19 protein-coding genes and 1 riboswitch are annotated in these 19,362 nt (G+C 75.1%); of the genes, 7 read left to right on the top strand and 12 right to left on the bottom strand.

The genetic code is table 11. The features are described 5' to 3' along the window. Positions 1 to 16: 16 nt before the first annotated feature. Positions 17 to 421, bottom strand: coding sequence for a hypothetical protein (locus tag IEY96_RS11980; protein ID WP_189194901.1), 405 nt, complete (start codon positions 419 to 421; stop codon positions 17 to 19). 425 nt (positions 422 to 846) lie between these two features. Between IEY96_RS11980 and IEY96_RS11985 the strand changes: the two genes are divergently transcribed. Then, the gene (locus IEY96_RS11985; RefSeq protein WP_091319593.1) at positions 847 to 1,206 is read left to right on the top strand and encodes an STAS domain-containing protein; all 360 of its coding nucleotides are present in this window, start codon (positions 847 to 849) and stop codon (positions 1,204 to 1,206) included. 309 nt (positions 1,207 to 1,515) lie between these two features. Here the strand turns inward: IEY96_RS11985 and IEY96_RS11990 are convergent, their stop codons facing one another. The 5 genes from IEY96_RS11990 to IEY96_RS12010 all read right to left on the bottom strand — a co-directional run bounded on the left by IEY96_RS11990 (position 1,516) and on the right by IEY96_RS12010 (position 7,881). Continuing rightward, entirely contained in the window at positions 1,516 to 2,274 is a 759-nt protein-coding gene (locus tag IEY96_RS11990) for a hypothetical protein (RefSeq protein WP_189194902.1), read from the bottom strand. A gap of 97 nt (positions 2,275 to 2,371) precedes the next feature. Then, the gene (locus IEY96_RS11995) at positions 2,372 to 3,436 is read right to left on the bottom strand and encodes a coiled-coil domain-containing protein (RefSeq protein WP_189194903.1); all 1,065 of its coding nucleotides are present in this window, start codon (positions 3,434 to 3,436) and stop codon (positions 2,372 to 2,374) included. A 5-nt stretch (positions 3,437 to 3,441) separates the two neighbouring features. Beyond that, a riboswitch (cyclic di-AMP (ydaO/yuaA leader) is annotated at positions 3,442 to 3,571 on the bottom strand. Between the two features lie 143 nt (positions 3,572 to 3,714). After that, the gene (locus tag IEY96_RS12000; RefSeq protein ID WP_189194904.1) at positions 3,715 to 4,629 is read right to left on the bottom strand and encodes a cation diffusion facilitator family transporter; all 915 of its coding nucleotides are present in this window, start codon (positions 4,627 to 4,629) and stop codon (positions 3,715 to 3,717) included. 86 nt (positions 4,630 to 4,715) lie between these two features. Next, on the bottom strand, positions 4,716 to 6,830 hold the full coding sequence (locus tag IEY96_RS12005; RefSeq protein ID WP_189194905.1) for a HelD family protein: 2,115 nt from the start codon (positions 6,828 to 6,830) through the stop codon (positions 4,716 to 4,718). A gap of 109 nt (positions 6,831 to 6,939) precedes the next feature. After that, a complete protein-coding gene (locus IEY96_RS12010) occupies positions 6,940 to 7,881 on the bottom strand; it encodes an alpha/beta fold hydrolase (RefSeq protein WP_189194906.1) in 942 nt (313 codons plus the stop codon). Between the two features lie 134 nt (positions 7,882 to 8,015). Between IEY96_RS12010 and IEY96_RS12015 the strand changes: the two genes are divergently transcribed. Next, complete coding sequence (locus tag IEY96_RS12015; RefSeq protein ID WP_229791553.1) at positions 8,016 to 8,645, top strand: carbonic anhydrase; 630 nt, start codon at positions 8,016 to 8,018, stop codon at positions 8,643 to 8,645. A gap of 64 nt (positions 8,646 to 8,709) precedes the next feature. Here IEY96_RS12015 and IEY96_RS12020 read toward each other — a convergent pair whose 3' ends face one another. Further along, the gene (locus tag IEY96_RS12020) at positions 8,710 to 9,039 is read right to left on the bottom strand and encodes a hypothetical protein (RefSeq protein ID WP_189194907.1); all 330 of its coding nucleotides are present in this window, start codon (positions 9,037 to 9,039) and stop codon (positions 8,710 to 8,712) included. A 331-nt stretch (positions 9,040 to 9,370) separates the two neighbouring features. Between IEY96_RS12020 and IEY96_RS12025 the strand changes: the two genes are divergently transcribed. The 4 genes from IEY96_RS12025 to IEY96_RS12040 all read left to right on the top strand — a co-directional run bounded on the left by IEY96_RS12025 (position 9,371) and on the right by IEY96_RS12040 (position 14,973). Next, positions 9,371 to 9,862: a DUF3145 domain-containing protein gene (locus tag IEY96_RS12025; protein ID WP_091319620.1), complete on the top strand. Its 492-nt coding sequence runs from the start codon at positions 9,371 to 9,373 to the stop codon at positions 9,860 to 9,862. A gap of 25 nt (positions 9,863 to 9,887) precedes the next feature. Further along, positions 9,888 to 11,618 carry a glycoside hydrolase family 3 protein gene (locus tag IEY96_RS12030; RefSeq protein ID WP_229791554.1) on the top strand — a complete coding sequence of 577 codons (1,731 nt, stop codon included), beginning with the start codon at positions 9,888 to 9,890 and terminating at the stop codon, positions 11,616 to 11,618. A gap of 95 nt (positions 11,619 to 11,713) precedes the next feature. Further along, positions 11,714 to 12,700 carry a glycosyltransferase family 2 protein gene (locus tag IEY96_RS12035; RefSeq protein WP_268247147.1) on the top strand — a complete coding sequence of 329 codons (987 nt, stop codon included), beginning with the start codon at positions 11,714 to 11,716 and terminating at the stop codon, positions 12,698 to 12,700. Next, on the top strand, positions 12,697 to 14,973 hold the full coding sequence (locus IEY96_RS12040) for a hypothetical protein (RefSeq protein ID WP_189194909.1): 2,277 nt from the start codon (positions 12,697 to 12,699) through the stop codon (positions 14,971 to 14,973). Before IEY96_RS12035 ends, IEY96_RS12040 begins: the two co-directional genes overlap by 4 nt. Before the next feature lie 7 nt (positions 14,974 to 14,980). Here the strand turns inward: IEY96_RS12040 and IEY96_RS12045 are convergent, their stop codons facing one another. Together IEY96_RS12045 and IEY96_RS12050 are read right to left on the bottom strand one after the other, a co-directional pair. Next, positions 14,981 to 15,613: a lipoprotein gene (locus IEY96_RS12045; RefSeq protein WP_189194910.1), complete on the bottom strand. Its 633-nt coding sequence runs from the start codon at positions 15,611 to 15,613 to the stop codon at positions 14,981 to 14,983. 84 nt (positions 15,614 to 15,697) lie between these two features. Then, positions 15,698 to 16,408 (bottom strand): class I SAM-dependent methyltransferase, encoded by a 711-nt coding sequence (locus IEY96_RS12050; protein WP_189194911.1) that lies wholly within the window; start codon positions 16,406 to 16,408, stop codon positions 15,698 to 15,700. A 117-nt stretch (positions 16,409 to 16,525) separates the two neighbouring features. Here IEY96_RS12050 and IEY96_RS12055 point away from each other — a divergent pair, with 117 nt between their 5' ends. Continuing rightward, a complete protein-coding gene (locus IEY96_RS12055) occupies positions 16,526 to 16,747 on the top strand; it encodes a hypothetical protein (protein WP_189194912.1) in 222 nt (73 codons plus the stop codon). A gap of 58 nt (positions 16,748 to 16,805) precedes the next feature. Here the strand turns inward: IEY96_RS12055 and fabF are convergent, their stop codons facing one another. From fabF to IEY96_RS12070, 3 genes are all read right to left on the bottom strand, one after another. Further along, positions 16,806 to 18,032 carry a beta-ketoacyl-ACP synthase II gene (gene fabF / locus IEY96_RS12060; RefSeq protein WP_189194913.1) on the bottom strand — a complete coding sequence of 409 codons (1,227 nt, stop codon included), beginning with the start codon at positions 18,030 to 18,032 and terminating at the stop codon, positions 16,806 to 16,808. 2 nt (positions 18,033 to 18,034) lie between these two features. Then, a complete protein-coding gene (locus IEY96_RS12065) occupies positions 18,035 to 18,274 on the bottom strand; it encodes an acyl carrier protein (RefSeq protein ID WP_088972559.1) in 240 nt (79 codons plus the stop codon). An 87-nt stretch (positions 18,275 to 18,361) separates the two neighbouring features. Continuing rightward, complete coding sequence (locus tag IEY96_RS12070; protein ID WP_189194914.1) at positions 18,362 to 19,306, bottom strand: beta-ketoacyl-ACP synthase III; 945 nt, start codon at positions 19,304 to 19,306, stop codon at positions 18,362 to 18,364. Between the last annotated feature and the right edge of the window lie 56 nt (positions 19,307 to 19,362).

Raw genomic sequence — 19,362 nt, forward strand, 5'->3', positions numbered from 1 at the left:
CACCGTCGTGTCCGGCTCAGCCGTCGAGGCCGGCGGGGGAGTTGGGGCGGTCGACGTCGACGAACTCGATCTCGTCGACGTCCCGCTCGCGGCTGCCGGCCGCCCGCGCCGCGGTGCCGGCGGCCCAGCCGATCGCCGCACCGGCCAGCGCCGCGGCGATCAGCAGCGTCCAGGGCAGCGCCGGCCGGCGGCCGGCGAGCGCGTCGAAGGCGAGGCTGGCCCGGCGGCGGGCCTCTTCGGCGGCGGAGCCGACCAGGTCGGTGGCGTCGTCGGCGAAGCCGGAGGAGTTGCGGCGGGCCGAGCGGGCGGCGTCCCGCACACTGTCGCCGGCGGAGCCGGCGGCGGCGAGCAGGTGCTGCCACGCCTGGTCGGCGACCCGCTCGGGCTTGCTGCGGCGGTCCAGCAGGGTGGATCCGAACATCGTGTTACCTCCTCGGGGTGCCGAAGTCCGGCGGCCGGTTCGGACTCCGGGGTCATCCGGCGCGTGACGGTTCGCTCCCCGTGCCCAGTGCCCCGAGCCGACCCGGCGCAAACCACCGTGCCGGGGCGGGGCGGCGCGTCACCGGACAGACCACCCGGACGCGCCGGGGGTCGGGTGCCACCCGGACGTGCGCCGGCCCGCTACCCTGGGTCGGCGGATCGGCCGGGCCCGCCCCGGTCGATCGACCGATGGGACCCGCGCCGCGGGGAAAATCGGAGCCCGAAGGTCCGGATTGGGATGCCCAGGTGTGCCCAGTCCGCGAATTGCTCATCCCGAGGGGTGGCGACCGAGGCCGTCGGAGGAATACTCTCGGTCGCGGCCCGCGTACTGATGAGGCGCCCGTACGGGCGAGTGGAGGTGCTCGCGTGAGCCTGTCGATCGTGAAGTCGGTGCTGCCGGGTGGTGTGGTCCAGATCGCTCCGCGAGGGGAGATCGACGTCGACACCGCGTACGAGGTGCGGGAAGCGATCGCCGAGGTGCTCGCCAAGGGCCGCCCCTCCCGGATCGAGCTCAACATGCGGCTCGTCACCTTCATCGACTCCGTCGGCATCAGCGCCATGGTCGCCGGTTTCCAGACCTGCGAGGTCAGCGGCGTCAAGCTGGTGGTCACCGAGCCGAGCCGGTTCGTGCACCGGCAGCTCTGGGTGACCGGCCTGCTCGGCCTCTTCGGCGCGCCCGAGCCCTGGTTCGCCGACAGCACCCGTGAGGTGCTCCCCGGCGCCTGAACGGCCCCCACCCCTCGCTGGTCGACAGGGACTTCCGACCCGTTGCCAGCCCGGCTCCGGTACGGGACGATCGTGCGGACCCACGACGGCGAGGGGGTACCGCTTGCTCAGCAGCGACAGCTTCAGCTACACCGTGCAGGCCCGTTGCACCCGGGCGGACGCGGTGGCCCTGCTCGGCGACCTGAGCCGGCAGGGCGAGCTGCATCCGCTGATCGTGCGGGTCCGCCAACTGCCGCCTCGCCCGGGCGCGCTGGCCAGCTACGCGATCACGGACCGGCTGGCACTCGGCCCGCTGCACTTCCCGGTCACCTACCAGGCCGACGTGCTGATCGCCAACGAGGACGAGGTGGTCACCGTGGCCCGGCAGCAGCCGGCCACCACGGTGCGCAACCACACCCGGCTGCGCGACGAGCCCGACGGGGTGGTGCGGATCGACGTGGAGATCACGCTCTCCGCCCCCGCGCCGCTGTTCGGGTACGCCTTCCGGCAGGCCCGGGCGGCCCACCTCGGCCTGGCCAGCCGGCTCGGCGCCACCCTGGAGGGGCGGGCGGCCTGACTCAGCCGCGCCGCCCGGCCGGCACCGGTCGCCGGGCCGCCCGGGCGGGCCGGCCGCAGCCGCCCCCACGGCTTGTACGTGGACAGCACCGTGACGACGAGCAGCAGCGTGCTGGAGACGGTCGGCGCGACCACGAGGTCGACGCGCAGGTGGGTGGTGGCCGCCCCGGCCAGCTCGCCGAGGTGCCGGACCCGTGGGGTGAGCAGGAGCAGCACCAGCGTGAGCACCACGGTGGTGACGGCGAACTTCACGAGCACCCAGCGCCAGCGCAGCAGTCCCCACGGGGTGAGCAGCGCGCTGGCCAGCCCGACCAGCCAGACCACCACGCTCAGCGGGGCGAACAGCCAGGTGACCAGCAGCGCGGCCGCCGGATAGACCACCTCGGGGTCGGCCCCGCGCAGACCGGCCACGCCGAGGGCGAGCAGCACCAGGTCGGCGCCGAGCCAGCCCAGCGAGGTGACCAGGTGCAGGGTGAGCAGGGCCTTGCGTCCGGCGGGGGAGAGTCGAGTCATGCCCCCGATGCTCGACCGTCGCGGGCGCCGCGTCGTGGGCCGCGCGGCGACACCCGGCGTACGTCGTGAGGCGTAGGCCGGGTGCCGCCGGGGCGGGTCAGTACACCGACAGGTGCACGTGGTTGGTGTGGTCGCTGGACGGGTCGCCGTTGCCGCCGCTGTACGCCTTCCAGCCGCTGCTGGGCAGCCAGATCTGCTTGTACCAGATGACGTAGAGCACGGCGAGCGCGTCGGAGTTGCGGATGAAGTAGGCGGCCAGGTTGTTGCCGTACGTCTTGTCGCCGCCGGTGGCCACGCCGCCGAAGCCGTCCGTCTGCGCGGCGAAGTCGCAGGCCCGCCCCTTCGGGTGCTCGCCCGAGCCGCTGGGCCGGTAGCAGGAGACGTACCGGGTGAAGCCGGCCGCCTTGGCCTGCTGGAGCGCGTGCAGCGTACGCGGGGTGATGCAGCCGTCGGCGGGCGTCGGGTCGTTGACGCTGCACGACTCGGGCGGCCAGGAGCCGTCGGAGTTGCGCGGCGCCGGCTTTGCGTTCGCCGAGGAGGTGCCCTGCACGCTGCCGCCGCTGCTGGACGGGCGGTTGTTCGCCACCTCCAGGGCGCGTTCGGCCTGCTGCTTGCGCTTGGCCATCACGGCGACCTGCTTGCGCTGCTCCTGGATCTCGCCGGTGAGCGCGGCCTGCGTGCGGGTGGCCTGGTCCCGGGTCTCGATCAGGTCGCGCAGCACCCGGTCCTCGTGCGCGGCCACCTGCTCCAGCGCCGCCGCGCGGTCCATGAAGCCCTCCGGGCTGCTGCTGCCGAGCAGGGCCGCGGCCGTGCCCATCCGCCCGGCCCGGTACGCCACCCCGGCGATCTCGCCGACCTTGGCGTCGCGCACGGTCAACTCGGCGTTGACCGTCTTGAGCTGGGCGGTGAGCTGTTGCTGCCGGGCCACCGAGCGGGTCAACGCGGCCCGCGCCTCCAGCCAGCCCTTGCTGGCCGCGTCGAGTTGGGCGCGCAACGCCGGGGTGCCGCCCTCGTCGTCGCCGGGGGCGGCGGCGAGCAGGCCGGTCGCCGGAGCCGCCGAGGCGGGGGAGACCGGCGCGGTCACGACGCCGAGGGCGAGCGTCGCGATGAGCAGGGCCGCCAACCGGGCGGCCGTCCGTCGTACAGGTGCCACTGGGGGCATTCACGTGTCCTTCCGTCAACCGCCGACCGGGTTAGCTGACGGGTTCGGGACGGAAGATCCCTACCGCTCACGCGGATGCACCCCACGAACGTGGTTCCCCGGCTCGCCCTGCGGGCGATTAGGCGACGGCCGCCGCAGGCGCCGGTGGGCGCCGCCCGGCGGAGGCCGCGGTCGAGCCTACCGGCGCTGCTCGGGGCCGGCTCCGCAGGTGGGAGCCGATCGCCCGGTCAAAACCGGCACAAGTGCACAATAGCCACTTGAATTTAAGATTGCCCTAATTACCACTCGACCGCACCGCAGGCCCCGGGAGACGCTCCGGGTTCGATCTGCAACGTGGCGTGATCGATGGAGAAGTCCTCGTGCAGGGCGGTCCGGGCGGCGGCCAGCACCTCGCCCACCTCGGCGCCCGGGGCCATGGTCAGGTGCGCCGAGGCCACCTCCATGCCCGAGGTGAGCGTCCAGACGTGCAGGTCGTGCACCTCGGCGACGCCGGGCACCGCGGCCAGCCGGTCGTGTACCGCGGTCACCTGGACGTGCTCCGGGGCCGCCTGCACCAGGATGCGGACGGCGGCCCGGCCGAGCCGCCAGGTGCGCGGCAGGATGAACAACCCGATCGCCACGGCGACCAGCGGGTCGGCCCACCACCAGTCGGTGAGCGCGATGACCACGGCGGCCCCGATCACCCCGAGCGAGCCGAGCAGGTCGCCCAGCACCTCCAGGTACGCCCCGCGCAGGTTGATGCTCTCCTCGGCGCCCGCACGCAGCAGCGCGAACGCGGCGATGTTGGCGAGCAGGCCGAGCACCGCCACGGCGAGCATCGGCCCGGCGAGCACCTCCGGCGGCTCGCCGAACCGGCGTACCGCCTCGACGAGGACGTAGACCGCCACGGCGCCGAGCAGCACGGCGTTGGCCAGCGCGGCCAGCACCTCGAGCCGGTAGAGCCCGAAGGTGCGCTGCGGGTCGGTGTCGGCGCGCCGGGTGGCGGTGATCGCGGCGAGGGCCATGCCGATGCCGAGGACGTCGGTGAACATGTGCCCGGCGTCGGAGAGCAGGGCCAGCGAGCCGGTGGCGAACGCGGCCACCGCCTCGACCGCCATCAGGGCGGTGAGCAGCCCGAACGCGGCCCAGAGTCGACCCCGGTGACGGTGCGCGGCGTTGGTCACCGCGCCGCTGTGGTCATGACCTGCGCCCACGCCCACACCCTCTCGTCCACCGCCCCGGCCGGGCTCAATCTATGCTCACATCGCTATGTGTGCAAATGAGCGCCGGGGAGCCGTCATCAGCCGACCGGGTCGAGCGTGGTGAGGCGCTGGGTGGCCCGGGAGAGCGCCACGTAGAGGGTGCGGACGCCCGACCCCGGGTCGGCCCGGATCTCGCTCGGGGCGACCAGCACCACGCCGTCGTACTCCATGCCCTTGGCCTGGAGGCTCGTCACCACCTGGAGCCGGCCGCCGAGGTCGCCCAGCCAACCGGCCACCTCGTCCCGGCGCGGCACCGGCGTGATCACACCCACCGTGCCCTCGACCTCGGCCAGCAGCGTGCGGGCCGGCGCCGCGGCGGCGGCGAGCAGGTCGGTGGCGGGCACGGTCCGCTCGACCGGCGCCACGCCGGTCGAGCGGACGGCGGTGGGCAGCGCGAGGTCCGGGTGGACGCGGCGGATCTCCGCGGCCGCCACCGCGAAGATCTCCGCCGAGTTGCGGTAGTTGGTGGTCAGCTCGTACCGGTACCGGCGGCGCCGGCCCAGCGCCTGGTCGCGGGCCCGGGACAGCTCCTGCGGGTCGCCGGTCCAGGCGGTCTGCGCCGGGTCGCCCACCACGGTCCAGGAGGCCAGCCGGCCGCGCCGGCCGATCATCCGCCACTGCATCGGCGAGACGTCCTGCGACTCGTCGACCACCACGTGGGCGTAGTCGCGGTAGTCCTCCGGGCGCTCCCGGGCCGCGGCCCGTGCGGCCCGCTGCCGGTCGGCGGCCGTGCTCAGCTCGCGGACGCCGCCGGCCAGCTGGAACGGGTCCCGCTTCGGCCTCGCCCGCTGCACCGGCTTGCCGAGCAGCGCGTCCAGCTCGTCCAGCAGCGCCACGTCGGCGATGGTGAGCCCCTCGGCGTCCAGGCTCCGGTACGCCTGCGTCAGCAGCCGGATCTCGGCCCCGGAGAGGACGCCGCCGCCGTACCGGCGCAGCCGCTCCGGGCGGGCCAGCCAGTCCAGCACGTGCCGCGGGTGCAGCCGGGGCCACCAGGCCTTGAGGAACTCGCGGAACTCCGGCCGCTCGATGATCTCGTCCTCGAACGCGGGCTGCTCCGGCAGCCGGCCGACCCGCAGCGTGCGGGCCTGCGCCCAGAGTGCCGCGAGCACCGCGTCGAAGGCCGCCCGGCGCACCTCGTTGCGGCGCGCGCCGCGGGACAGCGCCCGGTCCCGGACCGCGTCCAGCTCGGCCCGCTCCAGCCGGAGCAGCTCGCCCCGGTAGAGCAGGCGCAGCTCGGTGGGGGAGTCGGGCACCGCGTCCCGGACCGCGCGCTCCAGCACCCGGCGCATCCGCAGCGACCCCTTCACGGCGGCCACCTCGGGCGGGTCGGTCCGGGTCGCCGACAGGCCCGGGAAGAGCGAGCCGAGCGAGTGCAGGGTGGCGGTCTCCTCGCCGAGCGACGGGAGGACCGAGGCGATGTACTCGACGAACACGCTCGACGGGCCGACCACCAGGATGCCGCCGCCGGCGTACCGGGCCCGGTCGGAGTAGAGCAGGTACGCGGCGCGGTGCAGGGCCACCGCCGTCTTGCCGGTGCCCGGCCCGCCGGAGACGATCGTGACGCCGTTGCCGGGGGAGCGGATCGCCTCGTCCTGCTCCCGCTGGATGGTGCTCACGATGTCCCGCATGCCCCGGCCGGTGGCCCGGGAGAGGGTGGCCAGCAGCGCGCCGTCGCCGACCACCGCCATGTCCGGCGGCGCCGACTCCGGGTCCAGCAGGTCGTCCTCGATGCGGGTGACCCGCTCCGCCGACGACTGGATCGTGCGCCGCCGCACCACACCGCGGGGCTCTGCGGGGGTGGCCTGGTAGAACGCGGCGGCGGCCGGCGCCCGCCAGTCCACCACCAGGGTCTCGGCGTTCTCCCCGCGTACGCCGAGCCGCCCCACGTGCAGCACCTGCCCGGTGCGCAGGTCCAGCCGGCCGAAGACCAGCCCCTCGTGCTCGGCGTCCAGCACGTGGCGGCGCTGCGCCGCGTGGAAGACCATCGCGTCCCGCTCGACCAGCGCCCCGAAGTTGCCGACCCGGGCCAGCCGGTAGCCCTCACGCTCGGCGTCGGCGGCCGACCGACGCAGTTCGGCCAGCCGGGCGTACACCCGGTCGAGATGCCGTTGTTCGACGGCCATCTCCCGTTCCAGGGTGGTCTGGTCGCTCAACGCGGGGGCTCCTGTGGTCAGACGGCGGGCTGAATGAGGGTACGGGCCGCCGGACCGGCCGCTGTCGGGGCCATGCCGTTGCCCGCTGCCCGCCGGTGCGGGATGCCCGTTATCCGGACGTTCCCACCCGTTGCCCGGACGTTCCCGCGTCCCTCCCCGTGAGCACCTGGTGCAGCACCCCGGCGACGGCCGCGTTCACGTCGTCGGGGCGTTCCATCATCAGCATGTGACCGGCGCCGGGGCAGACGGTCAGCTCGGTGGTGGGCAGCGCCGCGGCGATCGACTCGGCGCACGGCGGCGGGGTGAGCCGGTCCCGGTCGCCGACGAGCGCGGCGGCCGGCAGCCGGCCCAGCGCCGCGAGGGTGTCCAACCGGTGCTGGGTCCCGATCGAGGCGCGGAAACCGCCGATCGAGCGCAGCGAGGCGTGCGCCACCGCCGAGGTGACCAGCCGGATGTCGGCCGGGTCGCAGCGGTCGCCGAACAGCATCCAGCGGATGCTCGGGCGCAGGGCGCGCAGCAGCGCGTGTGGCGGGCGCCAGGCGCCGCAGCGGGCCAGCACCCCGGCGCCGGTGGTCTCGGCGAGCCGGATCAGCCGGGCGATCCGGGGGGAGAGCCCGTAGACGGTGTGGGTGTGCCCCTCGGCGGTGGTGGAGACGAAGACCAGGCCGGCGGTGCGGCCGGCGAAGTGCTCGGGGTGGCGGTGGGCGTACTCCATCACGGTCATGCCGCCCATCGAGTGCCCGACCAGCACGATCCGCCCGGACGGGACGATCTGGTCGACCACGGCGGCCAGGTCGTCGCCGAGCTGGGCCAGCGTGGCGGTGCGCAGCGCCATGCAGCTCGACCGGCCGTGCCCGCGGGCGTCGTAGGTCACCACCCGGACCCGCTCGCCGAAGCGCTCACGCAGGTCGGCGAGCTGGCGGTGCCAGCTGCGCCCGTCCAGCGTCCAGCCGTGCAGCAGGATCGCGGTGACCTCGGCGTCGACCGGCCCGGCCGCCGCCACGTGCAGGCGTACGCCGTCGGGTAGCCGCACCTCCAGGTGCTCCGGCATCAGTCCACCTCCCCGGGCCGACCGGTGTCTGTCACACCGGAGTGACCCGGCGGTAACACCGGCGTACCCGTCATGACAACACGGCAACCGGGGTGGTGAGAAGATTCCCAACCCGCCTTCGCGCCGTCGGATCGGTGACCAGGCTGGAGGGCATGCCGCCCACCCCCGCCGCCCGGACGCCCCGGGCCGCCCTGGCCGAGCTGCTCGCCGGCAACCGGCGCTTCGTCAGCGGGCAGCCGGTGCACGGCCACGACGTCACCGCCGCCGCGGCGGTGGCCTCCGGCGACCAGCAGCCGTACGCGGTGTTGCTGGGCTGCATCGACTCCCGGGTGCCGCTGGAGGCGATCTTCGACCAGACGTTCGGCTCGATCTGCGTGATCCGCACCGGCGCGCACGTGCTCGACCGGGCGGTCTGCGGCTCGATCGAGTACGTGGTGGGGCAGCTCGGCGTGCGGCTGGTGATGGTGCTCGGGCACGAGCGCTGCGGCGCGGTGGGCTCGGCGGTCGACGCGCTGCGCAGCGGGCGGCGGCCGGGTGGCTCGCTGGGCTACGTGGTGGACCGGATCGCGCCGGCCGTCCACGAGGTCGGCGCGGACGACCCGGACGCCCACCGGATCGCCATCCGCCGGCACGTCCGGCGGACGGTGGCCACCCTGCGCGCCGACGACCTGCTGGCCGGCCCGGTCGGGGCCGGGGAGGTCGCCGTGGTCGGCGCCCTTTACGACCTGGCCACCGGCGAGGTGGCGCTGCTGCCGGAGGAGTGAGCAGACAGAACCGCCCGCCGGGGTGACCCCGGCGGGCGGTTCGTGGTGTCGCGGGTGAGGGCGCTCAGCCCTCGAAGACGCCGGCCTCGACGAGACGCTTCTCGGTCTTGTCCCAGCCGTGGTCCGGGTGGGTGGCGGCCAGCGCGTTGATCTCGGCGCGCAGCTTGGCGGCGTGGCCGGCGGCGGCCAGCACCCGGAGCTCCTCGACGAAGGCCTCGGAGTCGGTGCGCAGGTGCGCGGTCTTGCCGTTGGTCAGGTTGCGCACGTAGGCGTGCTTGCCGCCGTTGAGCGGGATCAGGTACTTGAACTCGCCCAGCACGCTGAGGGCGCCACCCTGGCCAGCCTGGCCGGCCCGGACTGACGCGCGCGCGGTCTTAGAGGTGTTGCTCGCCACGGAGGTACTCCTTGCAGACGTACGGGAGGACGGAAAACGTCCGGGGGCTGTATGTGCGGTTTGACGCCCGGGGTGAGCGTCAGCCCGCGAAGACGTGCGGCGGCACAGAACCGCCCAGAGAACTGTACACGACCTCGACGCCTGGCTGGTCGTCGCGCCGTCAGGGAGCACAACCGGGTCAGCCGCCCGGGTATTTCCCGGTCACCGGCACCGGCGAATTTTCCGATTCGCTGGCGCACCATCCGTCACTCGGGTCATCATGTGTTCCATAGGCCACTCGGGTGGACGAGGTCGTAGGGGAAGACGCACCTCGGCTCACCGGGAGGTCACCGTGCCAACGCGTGGCGTCGTATACGTCCACTCGACCCCGCTCGCCGTGTCCTCGCACGTCGAGTGGGCGATCGCGCGCGTCCTCGCCGCGCCGGTCAACCTGCACTGGACGGCCCAGCCCGTCGATCCCGGGGCGCGGCGCGCCGAGTGCGGGTGGACCGGCAGCCCGGGGACGGGCGCCGAGCTGGCTGCTGCCCTCCGGCAGTGGCCCATGATCCGTTTCGAGGTCACCGAGGAGCCCAGCCCCGGAGCCGACGGCGAGCGCTTCATGTACGTCCCGGGGCGCGGCCTGTTCCGGGCCACCGTCGGCGCGGCCGGCGACATCCAGCTCGGCGAGGACCGGCTGCGCAGCATCATGGCGTCCGCCCGTGCCCCGGAGGCGCTCGCGCACGCCCTGGACAAGGCGCTCGGCACCGCCTGGGACGCCGAGCTGGAGCCCTACCGCTACGCCGGGGACGGCGCCCCCGTGACGCTGCTCACCCGGGTGGGCTGACGGAAGGTCAAGTTGCCCCGATACGGTGGGGCGCGTGTCGATTTCCCCGCGCCGCGCCGGCGTCGCGCTCGCCGCACTGACCGCGCTGCTCGTCTCCGGGTGCTCGGGTGAGCCGGAACGGCCCCGACCCACCCCGTCGAGCCCGGCGCCGGCCCCGTCGTCGGCCGCCCCCACGCCGACCGGCGCCGACCCGGCCGCCCGGGCGGCCGCCCTGGTGGCGACGCTCTCCGACGAGGACCTGGTCGGCCAGGTGCTGATGCCGTACGCGTACGGCAGCTCGGCCACTAAGGTCTCGCCCGGTTCGGCGGCCGGCAACCGGGCCCTGGCCGGGGTCGACACCCCCGCCGAGATGGTCGCGAAGTACCGCCTCGGCGGCCTCATCCTGGTCGGCTTCAGCGCCGACGACCCCACCTCGGGCAACCAGGCCACCACCAACGTCGACAACCCGAAGCAGGTCCGCGCGCTGACCGACGGGCTGCGCGAGGCCGCCGGCCGGCTGCCCGCCGGCCCCGCCCCCTTCCTGATCGGCACCGACCAGGAGTACGGCGTGGTCACCCGGATCACCGACGGGGTGACCCTGCTGCCCAGCCCGCTGGCCGCCGGGGCCGCCGGCAACCCGGCGCTGACCGAGGCCGCCTGGCGGGCCGCCGGCGCCGAGCTGGCCGCCATGGGCGTCAACCTCGACTTCGCCCCGGTCGCCGACGTGCTGGCCACCCGCAGCACGGTGATCGGCTCCCGCTCCTTCGGCGCCGACCCGAAGACCGCCTCGGCGCAGGTGGCCGGCGCGGTCCGCGGACTGCAGGCCGAGGGGGTCGCGGCCAGCGTCAAGCACTTCCCCGGGCACGGGCTGAGCGCGGCCGACTCGCACACCGACCTGCCGGTGGTCGCGCAGTCCCGGGCCGTGCTGGACCGCACCGCGTTCCCGCCCTTCCACGCCGGGATCGACGCCGGCGCCATGGCGGTGATGTCGGCCCACCTGGACGTCAGGGCGGTCGACCCGGGCACCCCGGCCACCTTCTCCCGCAAGCTCCTCACCGACGTGCTCCGCGGCCAGCTCGGCTTCCAGGGCGTGGTGATCACCGACGGGATGAACATGGCCCCGGCCAAGCGGTGGTCGCCCGGGGAGGCCGCGGTCCGGGCGTTGAACGCCGGCAACGACCTCATCCTGATGACCCCGAACGTGGGCCAGGCGTACGACGGCCTGCGGGCCGCGCTCAAGGACGGCTCGCTGCCCCGGACCCGGCTGGTCGAGGCGGTCACCCGGGTGCTGACCATGAAGTTCAAGCTGGCCGACCGGCCGGCGCCGGCGCTGTCGACGCTGGACAGCGCCGCGCACCGCAAGGCCGCCGCCGACCTGGCCGCCGCCGCGGTGACCATGCTGCGCGGTCGCTGCGGCAGCCCCGTGGCCGGTCCGGTCACCGTCACCTCCTCCGGGGGACGGGACCGCACCCGGGCCGCGCTGGCCGAGGCGCTCACCGCCGCCGGGGTGAAGGTGGTGCCGAGCGGCGGCACCGTGGTGCACCTCGTCGGGTACGGCGACGGCAGCAAGGACCTGCGCGCCGACGCCACCGTGACGGTGGCCATGGACACCCCGTACGTGCTGGCCGGGGCGAAGTCGCCGACCCTGCTGGCCACCTACTCGTCCACCCGGGCGTCGATGACCGCGCTGGCCGCGGTGCTCGCCGGCAAGGCCCGCCCGACCGGCCGCGCCCCGGTGCCGGTGTCCGGCCTGCCGGCCACCACCTGCGGCACCTGACCGGGTCGGCGCCCGGCGACCCACCCGGCCCTGACCTGCCCGACTGGTAGCGTCGGCCCCGTCCGCCGCCACCAGGGAACCGGGGGTCGAGTGTCGTGACCGCGCCGCAGCCGGCCCTGTCCGTGGTGGTGCCGATGTTCAACGAGGAGGCCGTCCTCCCGCTGCTCGCCGTCCGGCTGCGCGGCGTGCTGGACGGGCTCGGCGAGGCGTACGAGGTGGTGGCCGTCGACGACGGCAGCACCGACGGCACCGCGGCGGCGCTGGCCGCGCTGCGGGCCGGCTGGCCGGAGCTGCGGGTGCTCCGGCTGCGCCGCAACAGCGGTCACCAGGCCGCCCTGCACGCCGGCCTGCTCCGCGCCCGGGGCGCGTACGTGGCCAGCATCGACGCCGACCTCCAGGACCCGCCCGAGGTGATCGTCGAGCTGCTCCGCCGGGCCCGCACCGACGGCCTGGACGTGGTCTACGCCGTGCGGGCCGACCGCAGCCGGGACACCCGGTTCAAGCGGTGGACCGCGGGCGGCTACTACCGCCTGGTCCGGCGGCTGGTCGGCGAGCAGGTCCCCGCCCAGGCGGGCGACTTCCGGCTGCTCAGCCGGGCCGTCGTGGAGGCGCTGCGGGAGCTGCCCGAGCGCGCCCCGGTGCTCCGGCTGGTGGTGCCCTGGCTCGGCTTCCCCAGCGGCGAGGTGACCTACGAGCGGCAGGAGCGCGCCGCCGGCCGGACGAAGTACCCGCTGTCCCGGATGGCCGGGCTGGCCGCCGAGAGCGTCACCAGCTTCTCCGCCGCCCCGCTGCGGGTGGCCACCTGGCTGGGCCTGGTCGGGGTGGCGGTCTGCGGGGTGCTCGTGGTGGTGGCGGTGCTGGCCTGGTTCGCCGGCGCCACGGTCAGCGGCTGGCCCTCGCTCTACGTGGCGATCCTCTTCCTCGGGGCGGTGCAGCTGCTCTGCCTCGGCCTGCTCGGCGAGTACGTGGCCCGGATCTACACCGCCGTGCAGGGCCGGCCCGCGTATCTGGTGGCCGGCGACAGCGCCGCCGCCGGTCCGGCCCATCCGGATCCCGCCGAGCTGGCCGACAGCCTGCGGTGACCGCCCTCGCCGCCGGCGCCGCCCCGGCGGCCGTCGACCCGCGCCGCCGTCCGGCCGCCCTGCGCTGGGCCCCGGCCGTCGCCGCCTACGCCGCCGTGGTCGCCGTGCTGCTCGCCGCCGACACCCCGGCCGCCGCGATCGCCCGCTGGACGGCGTACGCGTCGCTGGCCGTGCTGCTCCCCGGCACGCTGGTGTTCCGCGCGCTGCGCCGCCGGCCGCACACCCTGGTCGAGGACCTGGCCATGGGCGCGGCGGTCGGCCTGGTGCTGGAGCTGGTCGCGTGGGCCGCCTTCACCGCCGCCGGGCTGCCGGGCTGGCTGTGGCTCTGGCCGCTCGCCGTGGTGGCGCCGTTCGCCGTGGCGCCCCGGCTGCGCCGGCACTGGCGGGTCCGCCACCCCACGGTCGTCCCGGCGGGGTGGGCCTGGTCGCTGGCGGGGGTGGTGGCCGGCTTCACCCTCTACCTGTACGGCTCGTTCCTCGCCGTCAACCCGGTGCTGCCCACCGACGAGGGGCAGGCGCAGTACATCGACCTGGCGTTCCAGCTCTCCATCGCCGGGGCGGCCACCCACCAGGTGCCGCCCGAGGTGCCGCAGGTCGCCGGGGAGCCGCTGCACTACCACTGGTTCGGCTTCGCCCACCTGGCCGCCACGAGCCTGGTCAGCGGCGTCGACCTGCCCACGGTGCTGTTCCGGCTCGCCGTGCCCGCGCTCTGCGCGCTCGCCGCCGTGCTGGTCGCCGTGGTCGGCTGGCGGATCACCGGCCGGCCGTACGCCGGGGTGGTGGCCGCCGCGCTGATGTTCACCGTGGGCGAGTTCGGCTTCGAGAACGGCTGGCGTCAGCTCTTCGGCAGCCAGGCCACCTTCATCGTCTGGGGCAGCCCGTCGATGACGTACAGCTGGGTGCTGCTGCTGCCGCTGATCGCCGCGCTCGGGGAGATCGTCGGCCGGGCCCGCGGGGTGACCGTGCCCGCGCTGGGCCGCGGTGCCTGGCCGCTGGCGGTCCTCTTCCTGGCCGCGTCAACCGGCGCCAAGGCGAGCACGCTGCCGGTGGTGCTGGCCGCGCTCGGGCTCACCGCGGCGGCCACCCTGCTGGTCCGCCGCCGGCTGCCCCGGGGCGTACTGGCCGCCGCCGGGCTGGCGCTGGCCGCGCAGTTCTTCGCCACCGCGGTGCTGTTCGCCTTCGAGAGCCACGGGGTGGTCCTCGACCCGTTCTCCGGGCTGCGCCCGTACATCCCGACCGACCGGCCGGCCGGGGTGACCGCGCTGTGCTGGGTGCTGGTGGCGGTGGCGTTCCTGCTCAACCTCCAGCTCCGGGTGGCCGGCGCGGCGGCCCTGCTCCGGCTGCGGCGCGGGCGGCTGGAACCGGTGCAGGTGTTCCTGCTGGGCGGCGCGCTCGCCGGCCCGGCGATCTACCTGCTCGTCGGGCATCCCGGCAGCAGCAACCAGTACTTCACCCGGACCGGGTTCGCCTTCGGGGTGCTCCTCTCCGCCTGGGGCTGGGCCGAGGTGGCCGACCGGGCCGCCCTCTCCGCCCGGGGCCGCCGGCTGCTCGGCGCGGGCACCGCCGGGCTCGCCGTGCTGCTCACCGCGGTGCAGCTCGACTCCGCGGTCAGCACGCCCGCCGTTCCCGCGTACGCCCCGGTGCTGCCGCTGCTCCGCTGGGCGGCCGTGCTGGCCGTGCCGGTGGTGCTGGCGGCCCTGTGCTGGCCGGCGCTCGTGGGGCGCTGGCCCGGGCTGGCCGGCCGGGGCGGGCTGGTGCTGCTCACCGCCGTGCTGACCGCCGGTGCGCCGGGGCTGGTGCTGGACGCCGCCGCGACCCGGGTCTACCCGAACGGCGGGGCGTACCCGGTGGTGGCGATGCCCGCCTCCCGGGTCGAGGCGGCCCGCTGGGTGCGGGCGCACAGCGCGCCGGACGACGTGCTCGCCACCAACGCGCACTGCCGGGAGGTGGTGAACGGCTGGTGCGACGCCCGCTCGTTCTGGCTCAGCGGCTACGCCGAGCGGTCGGTGCTGGTCGAGGGGTGGGCGTTCGCGCCCCGGATGGTCGGCCGGCCGGACGGCCCGTACGCGCCGTTCTGGGACCTCGACCGGCAGCGCGCCAACGACCTCGCCTTCACCGCTCCCACGGCCGCCGGCCTGGCCGCCCTCCGCGACCGGCACGGGGTGCGCTGGCTGGTGGTGGACCGTCAGGTCGGCCCCGAGGCGGCCACCCTGCGCGCCCTCGCCGACCTGCGCTTCGAGAACGCGCGGGTGGCCGTCTACCGGCTCCGGTGACCCCGGCTCACTCCCGGTTGTTCTTCGCGGTCTGCTTGGCCAACTGGTACGCCGGCAGCATGGCCAGGTGCTCCTCGTCGTCCGCCCCGCCGAGGGTCAGCAGGTACCGCCCCCAGATGGTCGAGACCAGGATCGCCCGCTCCCGGATGCCGTTCGGCCCCAGGAAGCTCGCCTCGAAGGCGTCGAGCGGGCCGGCCTTCGTCCGGCGGTACTGCCGCTCGGTGGCGTCGCCGTAGGCGTCGAGGAACTTGTCCATCGTGTACTGCTGGCTGAGGCCGGCATCCGCGTCCCAGACGCGCAGGAAGCCGAGGTGCCCGGCGGGCTTGGCGTCGATCTCGCACATCGGCACGGCGTCACCGATCGCGGCGTCCCGGCCGGCCGTCACCGCCTCCGCCCGCCACTTCGCCGGGATCGAGAAGATGACTCCCATCGGGCAGGGGCTCGCCTTGCCGCCGATCTCACGGGCGGCCTCGACGGGGGCCACCTCGTCGTACCAGGGCGGTCCGGCGACGACCGGCGAGCCGGTCGGGCTCGGTGCCGTCGAGGCGGTCGCCGCCGGCCGCGGCTTCCCGTCGTCGCAGCCGGCCATCCCGGCAAGGGCCAGCACGGCCACCACGGCAGTGGCGGTACGTCGCCGCATCCCCGTCCTCCTGAGTCAGGTGCCGCCGCGCCCCACGGCGGCCCAGGAAGGGTAGTCGATCTTCGCCGGCCCTGGTGCGCGGGATCAGGACGGACGGTGTGCCCGCAGCATCAGCGAGACCCCGGGCAGCGCCCGCACGGGCAGGTGGCGCTCGACCGTGACCACCGTACGCAGGCCGAGGTTCACCAGCGGGTGGAGCTCGTCCAGGTCCGAGCCGGTGGACCGGCGGCGACGCCAGGCGGCCACCGGACGGAGCAGCACGTTCCAGCTCCACAGCTCGTCGAGCGCCAGCCCGGCCTTCGCCACCACGGCCCGCAACCCGGCGCGGTCGTAGCGGCGCACGTGCCCGACCGCCACGTCGTGCGCCGACCAGAGCCGCATGTCGGCCGGCACCGCGATCAGCGCCGTCCCGCCGGGGCGCAGCACCCGCCGGATCTCGGCGGCCGCGAGGTGGTCCTCGTCGAAGTGCTCCAGGATGTCGAAGGCGACCACCAGGTCCAGGCCGGCCGAGGGGACCGGCAGGTGCCTTGCGTCGGCCCGGATCACGTCCAGGCCCCGCTCCCGGGCCACCCCGGCGCCCTCGGCGCTGTACTCCAGGGCGAGCGGCCGCCAGCCGTGCGCCCGCAGCACCCGGGTGTTCCCGCCGCCGGCCGCGCCGACGTCCAGCGCCCGGCCCGGGCGGGTGCCTCCCGCGGCCAACCGCCGCAGCGCCCGGCCCAGCAGGGCCCGCCGCTCCCGGTACCACCAGTGGGTGTCCTCCAGCGCGGCGAGCTTGCGGATCTCGGTCGCTTCCACGCGTGGTGCTCCTCGACGGCTCGGCGGCCCTCACCCTAACGGCCCCGGCCGGTCCGGACCGGGCCCGCCGGCAAATCCGGGTGCGGCCCGGCGCCGGCGCTGGCAGGGTGGGCGCCCATGGGAGAGCGCGCGCAGGGCTTCCGCTACGACGAACGGGCCGACGGCTCCGTGCTGATCACCCACCACGGCCGGGTCGCCGGCACGCTGCGCGGCGGGCGCGCCGCGCAGTTCCTCGCCGAGGTCGGCGACGACCCGCAACTGGTGATGTCCCGGTGGACCGGCAACTACCGGCGGGGCAACGAGCGGACCGCCCGGCAGCATCCCCGCAACCGGGGCTGAGACGCGGTCCGGGCCCGCGTCCTGCTGTGGACGCGGGCCCGGACCGGGTACGCCGTGCTCAGACCCGGGTGAAGACCAGGGCCACGTTGTGCCCGCCGAAACCGAACGCGTTGTTCAGCGCCGCGGGGATCTCCAGGTGGCGTGCCTTGTGCGCGGCCACCTCCAGGGAGAGGCCCTCGTCCGGGTCGTCCAGGTTGATCGTCGGGGGCACGACCCCGTCCCGGATGGCCAGGATGGTGGCGATCGACTCCAGCGCACCGGCCGCGCCGAGCAGGTGCCCGGTCATCGACTTGGTGGCCGTCAGCAGCGGGTGGTCGCCCACCGCCTTGTGCAGCGCGCCGATCTCCAGCATGTCGCCGACCGGCGTGGAGGTGGCGTGCGCGTTGACGTGCCGGATGTCCGTCTTCGCGACGTCCGCGTCGGCGACCGCCTTGGCGATGGCCCGGATGGCGCCCTCGCCCTCGGCGTGCGGCTGCACGATGTCGTACGCGTCCGAGGTGATCCCGGCGCCGGCGAGGCGCGCGTACACCCGCGCGCCGCGGGCGGCGGCGTGCTCGGCGCGCTCCAGGACCACCACGCCCGCGCCCTCACCGAGCACGAAGCCGTCGCGGCCCTTGTCCCACGGGCGGGACGCCTTCTCCGGCTCGTCGTTGCGGGTCGACATGGCCCGCATCGAGGCGAAGCCGGCGATCGGCAGCGGGTGGATGACCGCCTCGGTGCCGCCGGCCACCACCACGTCGGCGCGGCCGGAGCGGATGATGTCCAGCCCCAGCGCGATCGCCTCCGCGCCGGTCGCGCAGGCGCTGGCCACCGAGTGCACCCCGGCCTTGGCGCCGAGCTCCAGCCCGACCCAGGCGGCCGGACCGTTCGGCATCAGCATGGGCACGGTGTGCGGGGAGACCCGCCGCGGGCCGGACGCCTCCAGGATGTCGTCCTGGGCCAGCAGGGTGGTGGCGCCGCCGATGCCGGAGCCGACGCTGACCGCCAGCCGCTCCGGGTCGAGCCCGGAGTCGGCCAGGCCGGCGTCCGCCCAGGCCTGCTGCGCCGCCACGAGGGCGATCGCCTCGGACCGGTCGAGCCGGCGCAGCTTGACCCGGTCCAGCACCGTCGACGGGTCGACGGCGAGCTGTGCGGCGATACGGACGGGCAGTTGCGCGGCCCACTCCTGGGTGAGCGCACTCACCCCGGAGCGGCCCGCGAGCATGGCGTCCCAGGTCGACGCGACGTCCCCGCCGAGCGGGGTCGTCGCGCCGAGCCCGGTGACGACGACGTCGGGACGACTCATGATCAGGACTGCGCCGCGATGTAGCTGACGGCGTCACCGACGGTCTTGAGGTTCTGCACCTCGTTGTCCGGGATCTTGACGCCGAACTTCTCCTCGGCCGCCACCACGACCTCCACCATGGAGAGCGAGTCGACGTCGAGGTCGTCGGTGAAGGACTTCCCCTCGGCCACGTCGTCCGGGTTCACCCCGGCAACCTCTTCGAGGATCTCGGCGAGGCCGGCGGTGATCTCGTCACGGGTCATTGCGGTTGGTTCCTCTCATCGGGGGTTCACTCGACGGTCGGCGACGCCGGCCGTCACACCTCGGCGCGCTCGCGCCCGAGGGGGTCTTCAGGGGCAGCGGACGACCTGACCGGCGTAGGTCAGGCCGCCGCCGAAGCCGAACAGCAGGACCGGGGCGCCCGCGGGCACCTCGCGCCGCTCGACCAGCTTCGACAGGGCCAGCGGCACGCTCGCCGCCGAGGTGTTGCCGGACTCGACGATGTCCTTGGCGATGATCGCGTTCGGGATGTTGAGCCGCTTGGCGATGCCGTCGATGATCCGGGCGTTGGCCTGGTGCGGCACGAACGCGGCCAGCTCCGACGGGTCGACCCCGGCCTTCTCGCAGGCCTGGAGCGCGAGCGGGGCCAGCGCCGTGGTGGCCCAGCGGAAGACCGCCTGCCCCTCCTGCGCGATGTACGGCCGCCAGCCCTCGATCCGGACCGCGTCGCTCTTCTCCGGCACCGAGCCCCACACCACCGGACCCACCCCGGCCGGCTCACCCTCGGCGGCCGCGGTGACCACGGCCGCGCCGGCACCGTCGCCGAAGATGATGCAGGTCGAGCGGTCGGTCCAGTCGGTGAAGTCGGAGAGCTTCTCCGCGCCGATGACGATCGCGTTGCGCGCCGCACCGGCCCGGATGGCGTGGTCCACGGTGCCGAGGGCGTAGGCGAAGCCCGAGCAGGCCGTGTTGATGTCGTACGCGCCCGGCGCGCTGATGCCCAGCTTGGCCGCGACCCGGCAGGCCACGTTGGGGCTGCGGTCCACCGAGGTGCAGGTGGCCACCACGACGAGGTCGATGTCGGCGGCCGTGAGGCCCGAGTTGGCCAGCGCCTTGCCGGCCGCGGCGGCGGCCATGTCGGCGACCGTCTCGTCCCCGGCGATCCGCCGGGTGACGATGCCGACCCGGTCCCGGATCCACTCGTCGTTGGTGTCGACCATCTGGGCGAGGTCGTCGTTGGTGACGACGCGGGAGGGCTGGTAGTGCCCCATCGCGACGATCCGGCTGCCGGCCATCAGTGATTACCTTCCGTTCGCGACTGCGGGACCCGCAGAGTCGGCTCGTTGCTCGC

Source organism: Micromonospora fulviviridis (assembly GCF_014648395.1).
GTDB lineage: Bacteria > Actinomycetota > Actinomycetes > Mycobacteriales > Micromonosporaceae > Micromonospora > Micromonospora fulviviridis.

Excerpts from the sequence above, each read along its gene's own strand:
- IEY96_RS11980 (WP_189194901.1), bottom strand. The coding sequence starts at position 421 with ATGTTCGGATCCACCCTGCTGGACCGCCGCAGCAAGCCCGAGCGGGTC.
- IEY96_RS11990 (WP_189194902.1), bottom strand. The coding sequence starts at position 2,274 with ATGACTCGACTCTCCCCCGCCGGACGCAAGGCCCTGCTCACCCTGCAC.
- IEY96_RS11995 (WP_189194903.1), bottom strand. The coding sequence starts at position 3,436 with ATGCCCCCAGTGGCACCTGTACGACGGACGGCCGCCCGGTTGGCGGCC.
- IEY96_RS12010 (WP_189194906.1), bottom strand. The coding sequence starts at position 7,881 with ATGCCGGAGCACCTGGAGGTGCGGCTACCCGACGGCGTACGCCTGCAC.
- IEY96_RS12045 (WP_189194910.1), bottom strand. The coding sequence starts at position 15,613 with ATGCGGCGACGTACCGCCACTGCCGTGGTGGCCGTGCTGGCCCTTGCC.
- IEY96_RS12055 (WP_189194912.1), top strand. The coding sequence starts at position 16,526 with ATGGGAGAGCGCGCGCAGGGCTTCCGCTACGACGAACGGGCCGACGGC.
- fabF (WP_189194913.1), bottom strand. The coding sequence starts at position 18,032 with ATGAGTCGTCCCGACGTCGTCGTCACCGGGCTCGGCGCGACGACCCCG.
- IEY96_RS12065 (WP_088972559.1), bottom strand. The coding sequence starts at position 18,274 with ATGACCCGTGACGAGATCACCGCCGGCCTCGCCGAGATCCTCGAAGAG.
- IEY96_RS12070 (WP_189194914.1), bottom strand. The coding sequence starts at position 19,306 with ATGGCCGGCAGCCGGATCGTCGCGATGGGGCACTACCAGCCCTCCCGC.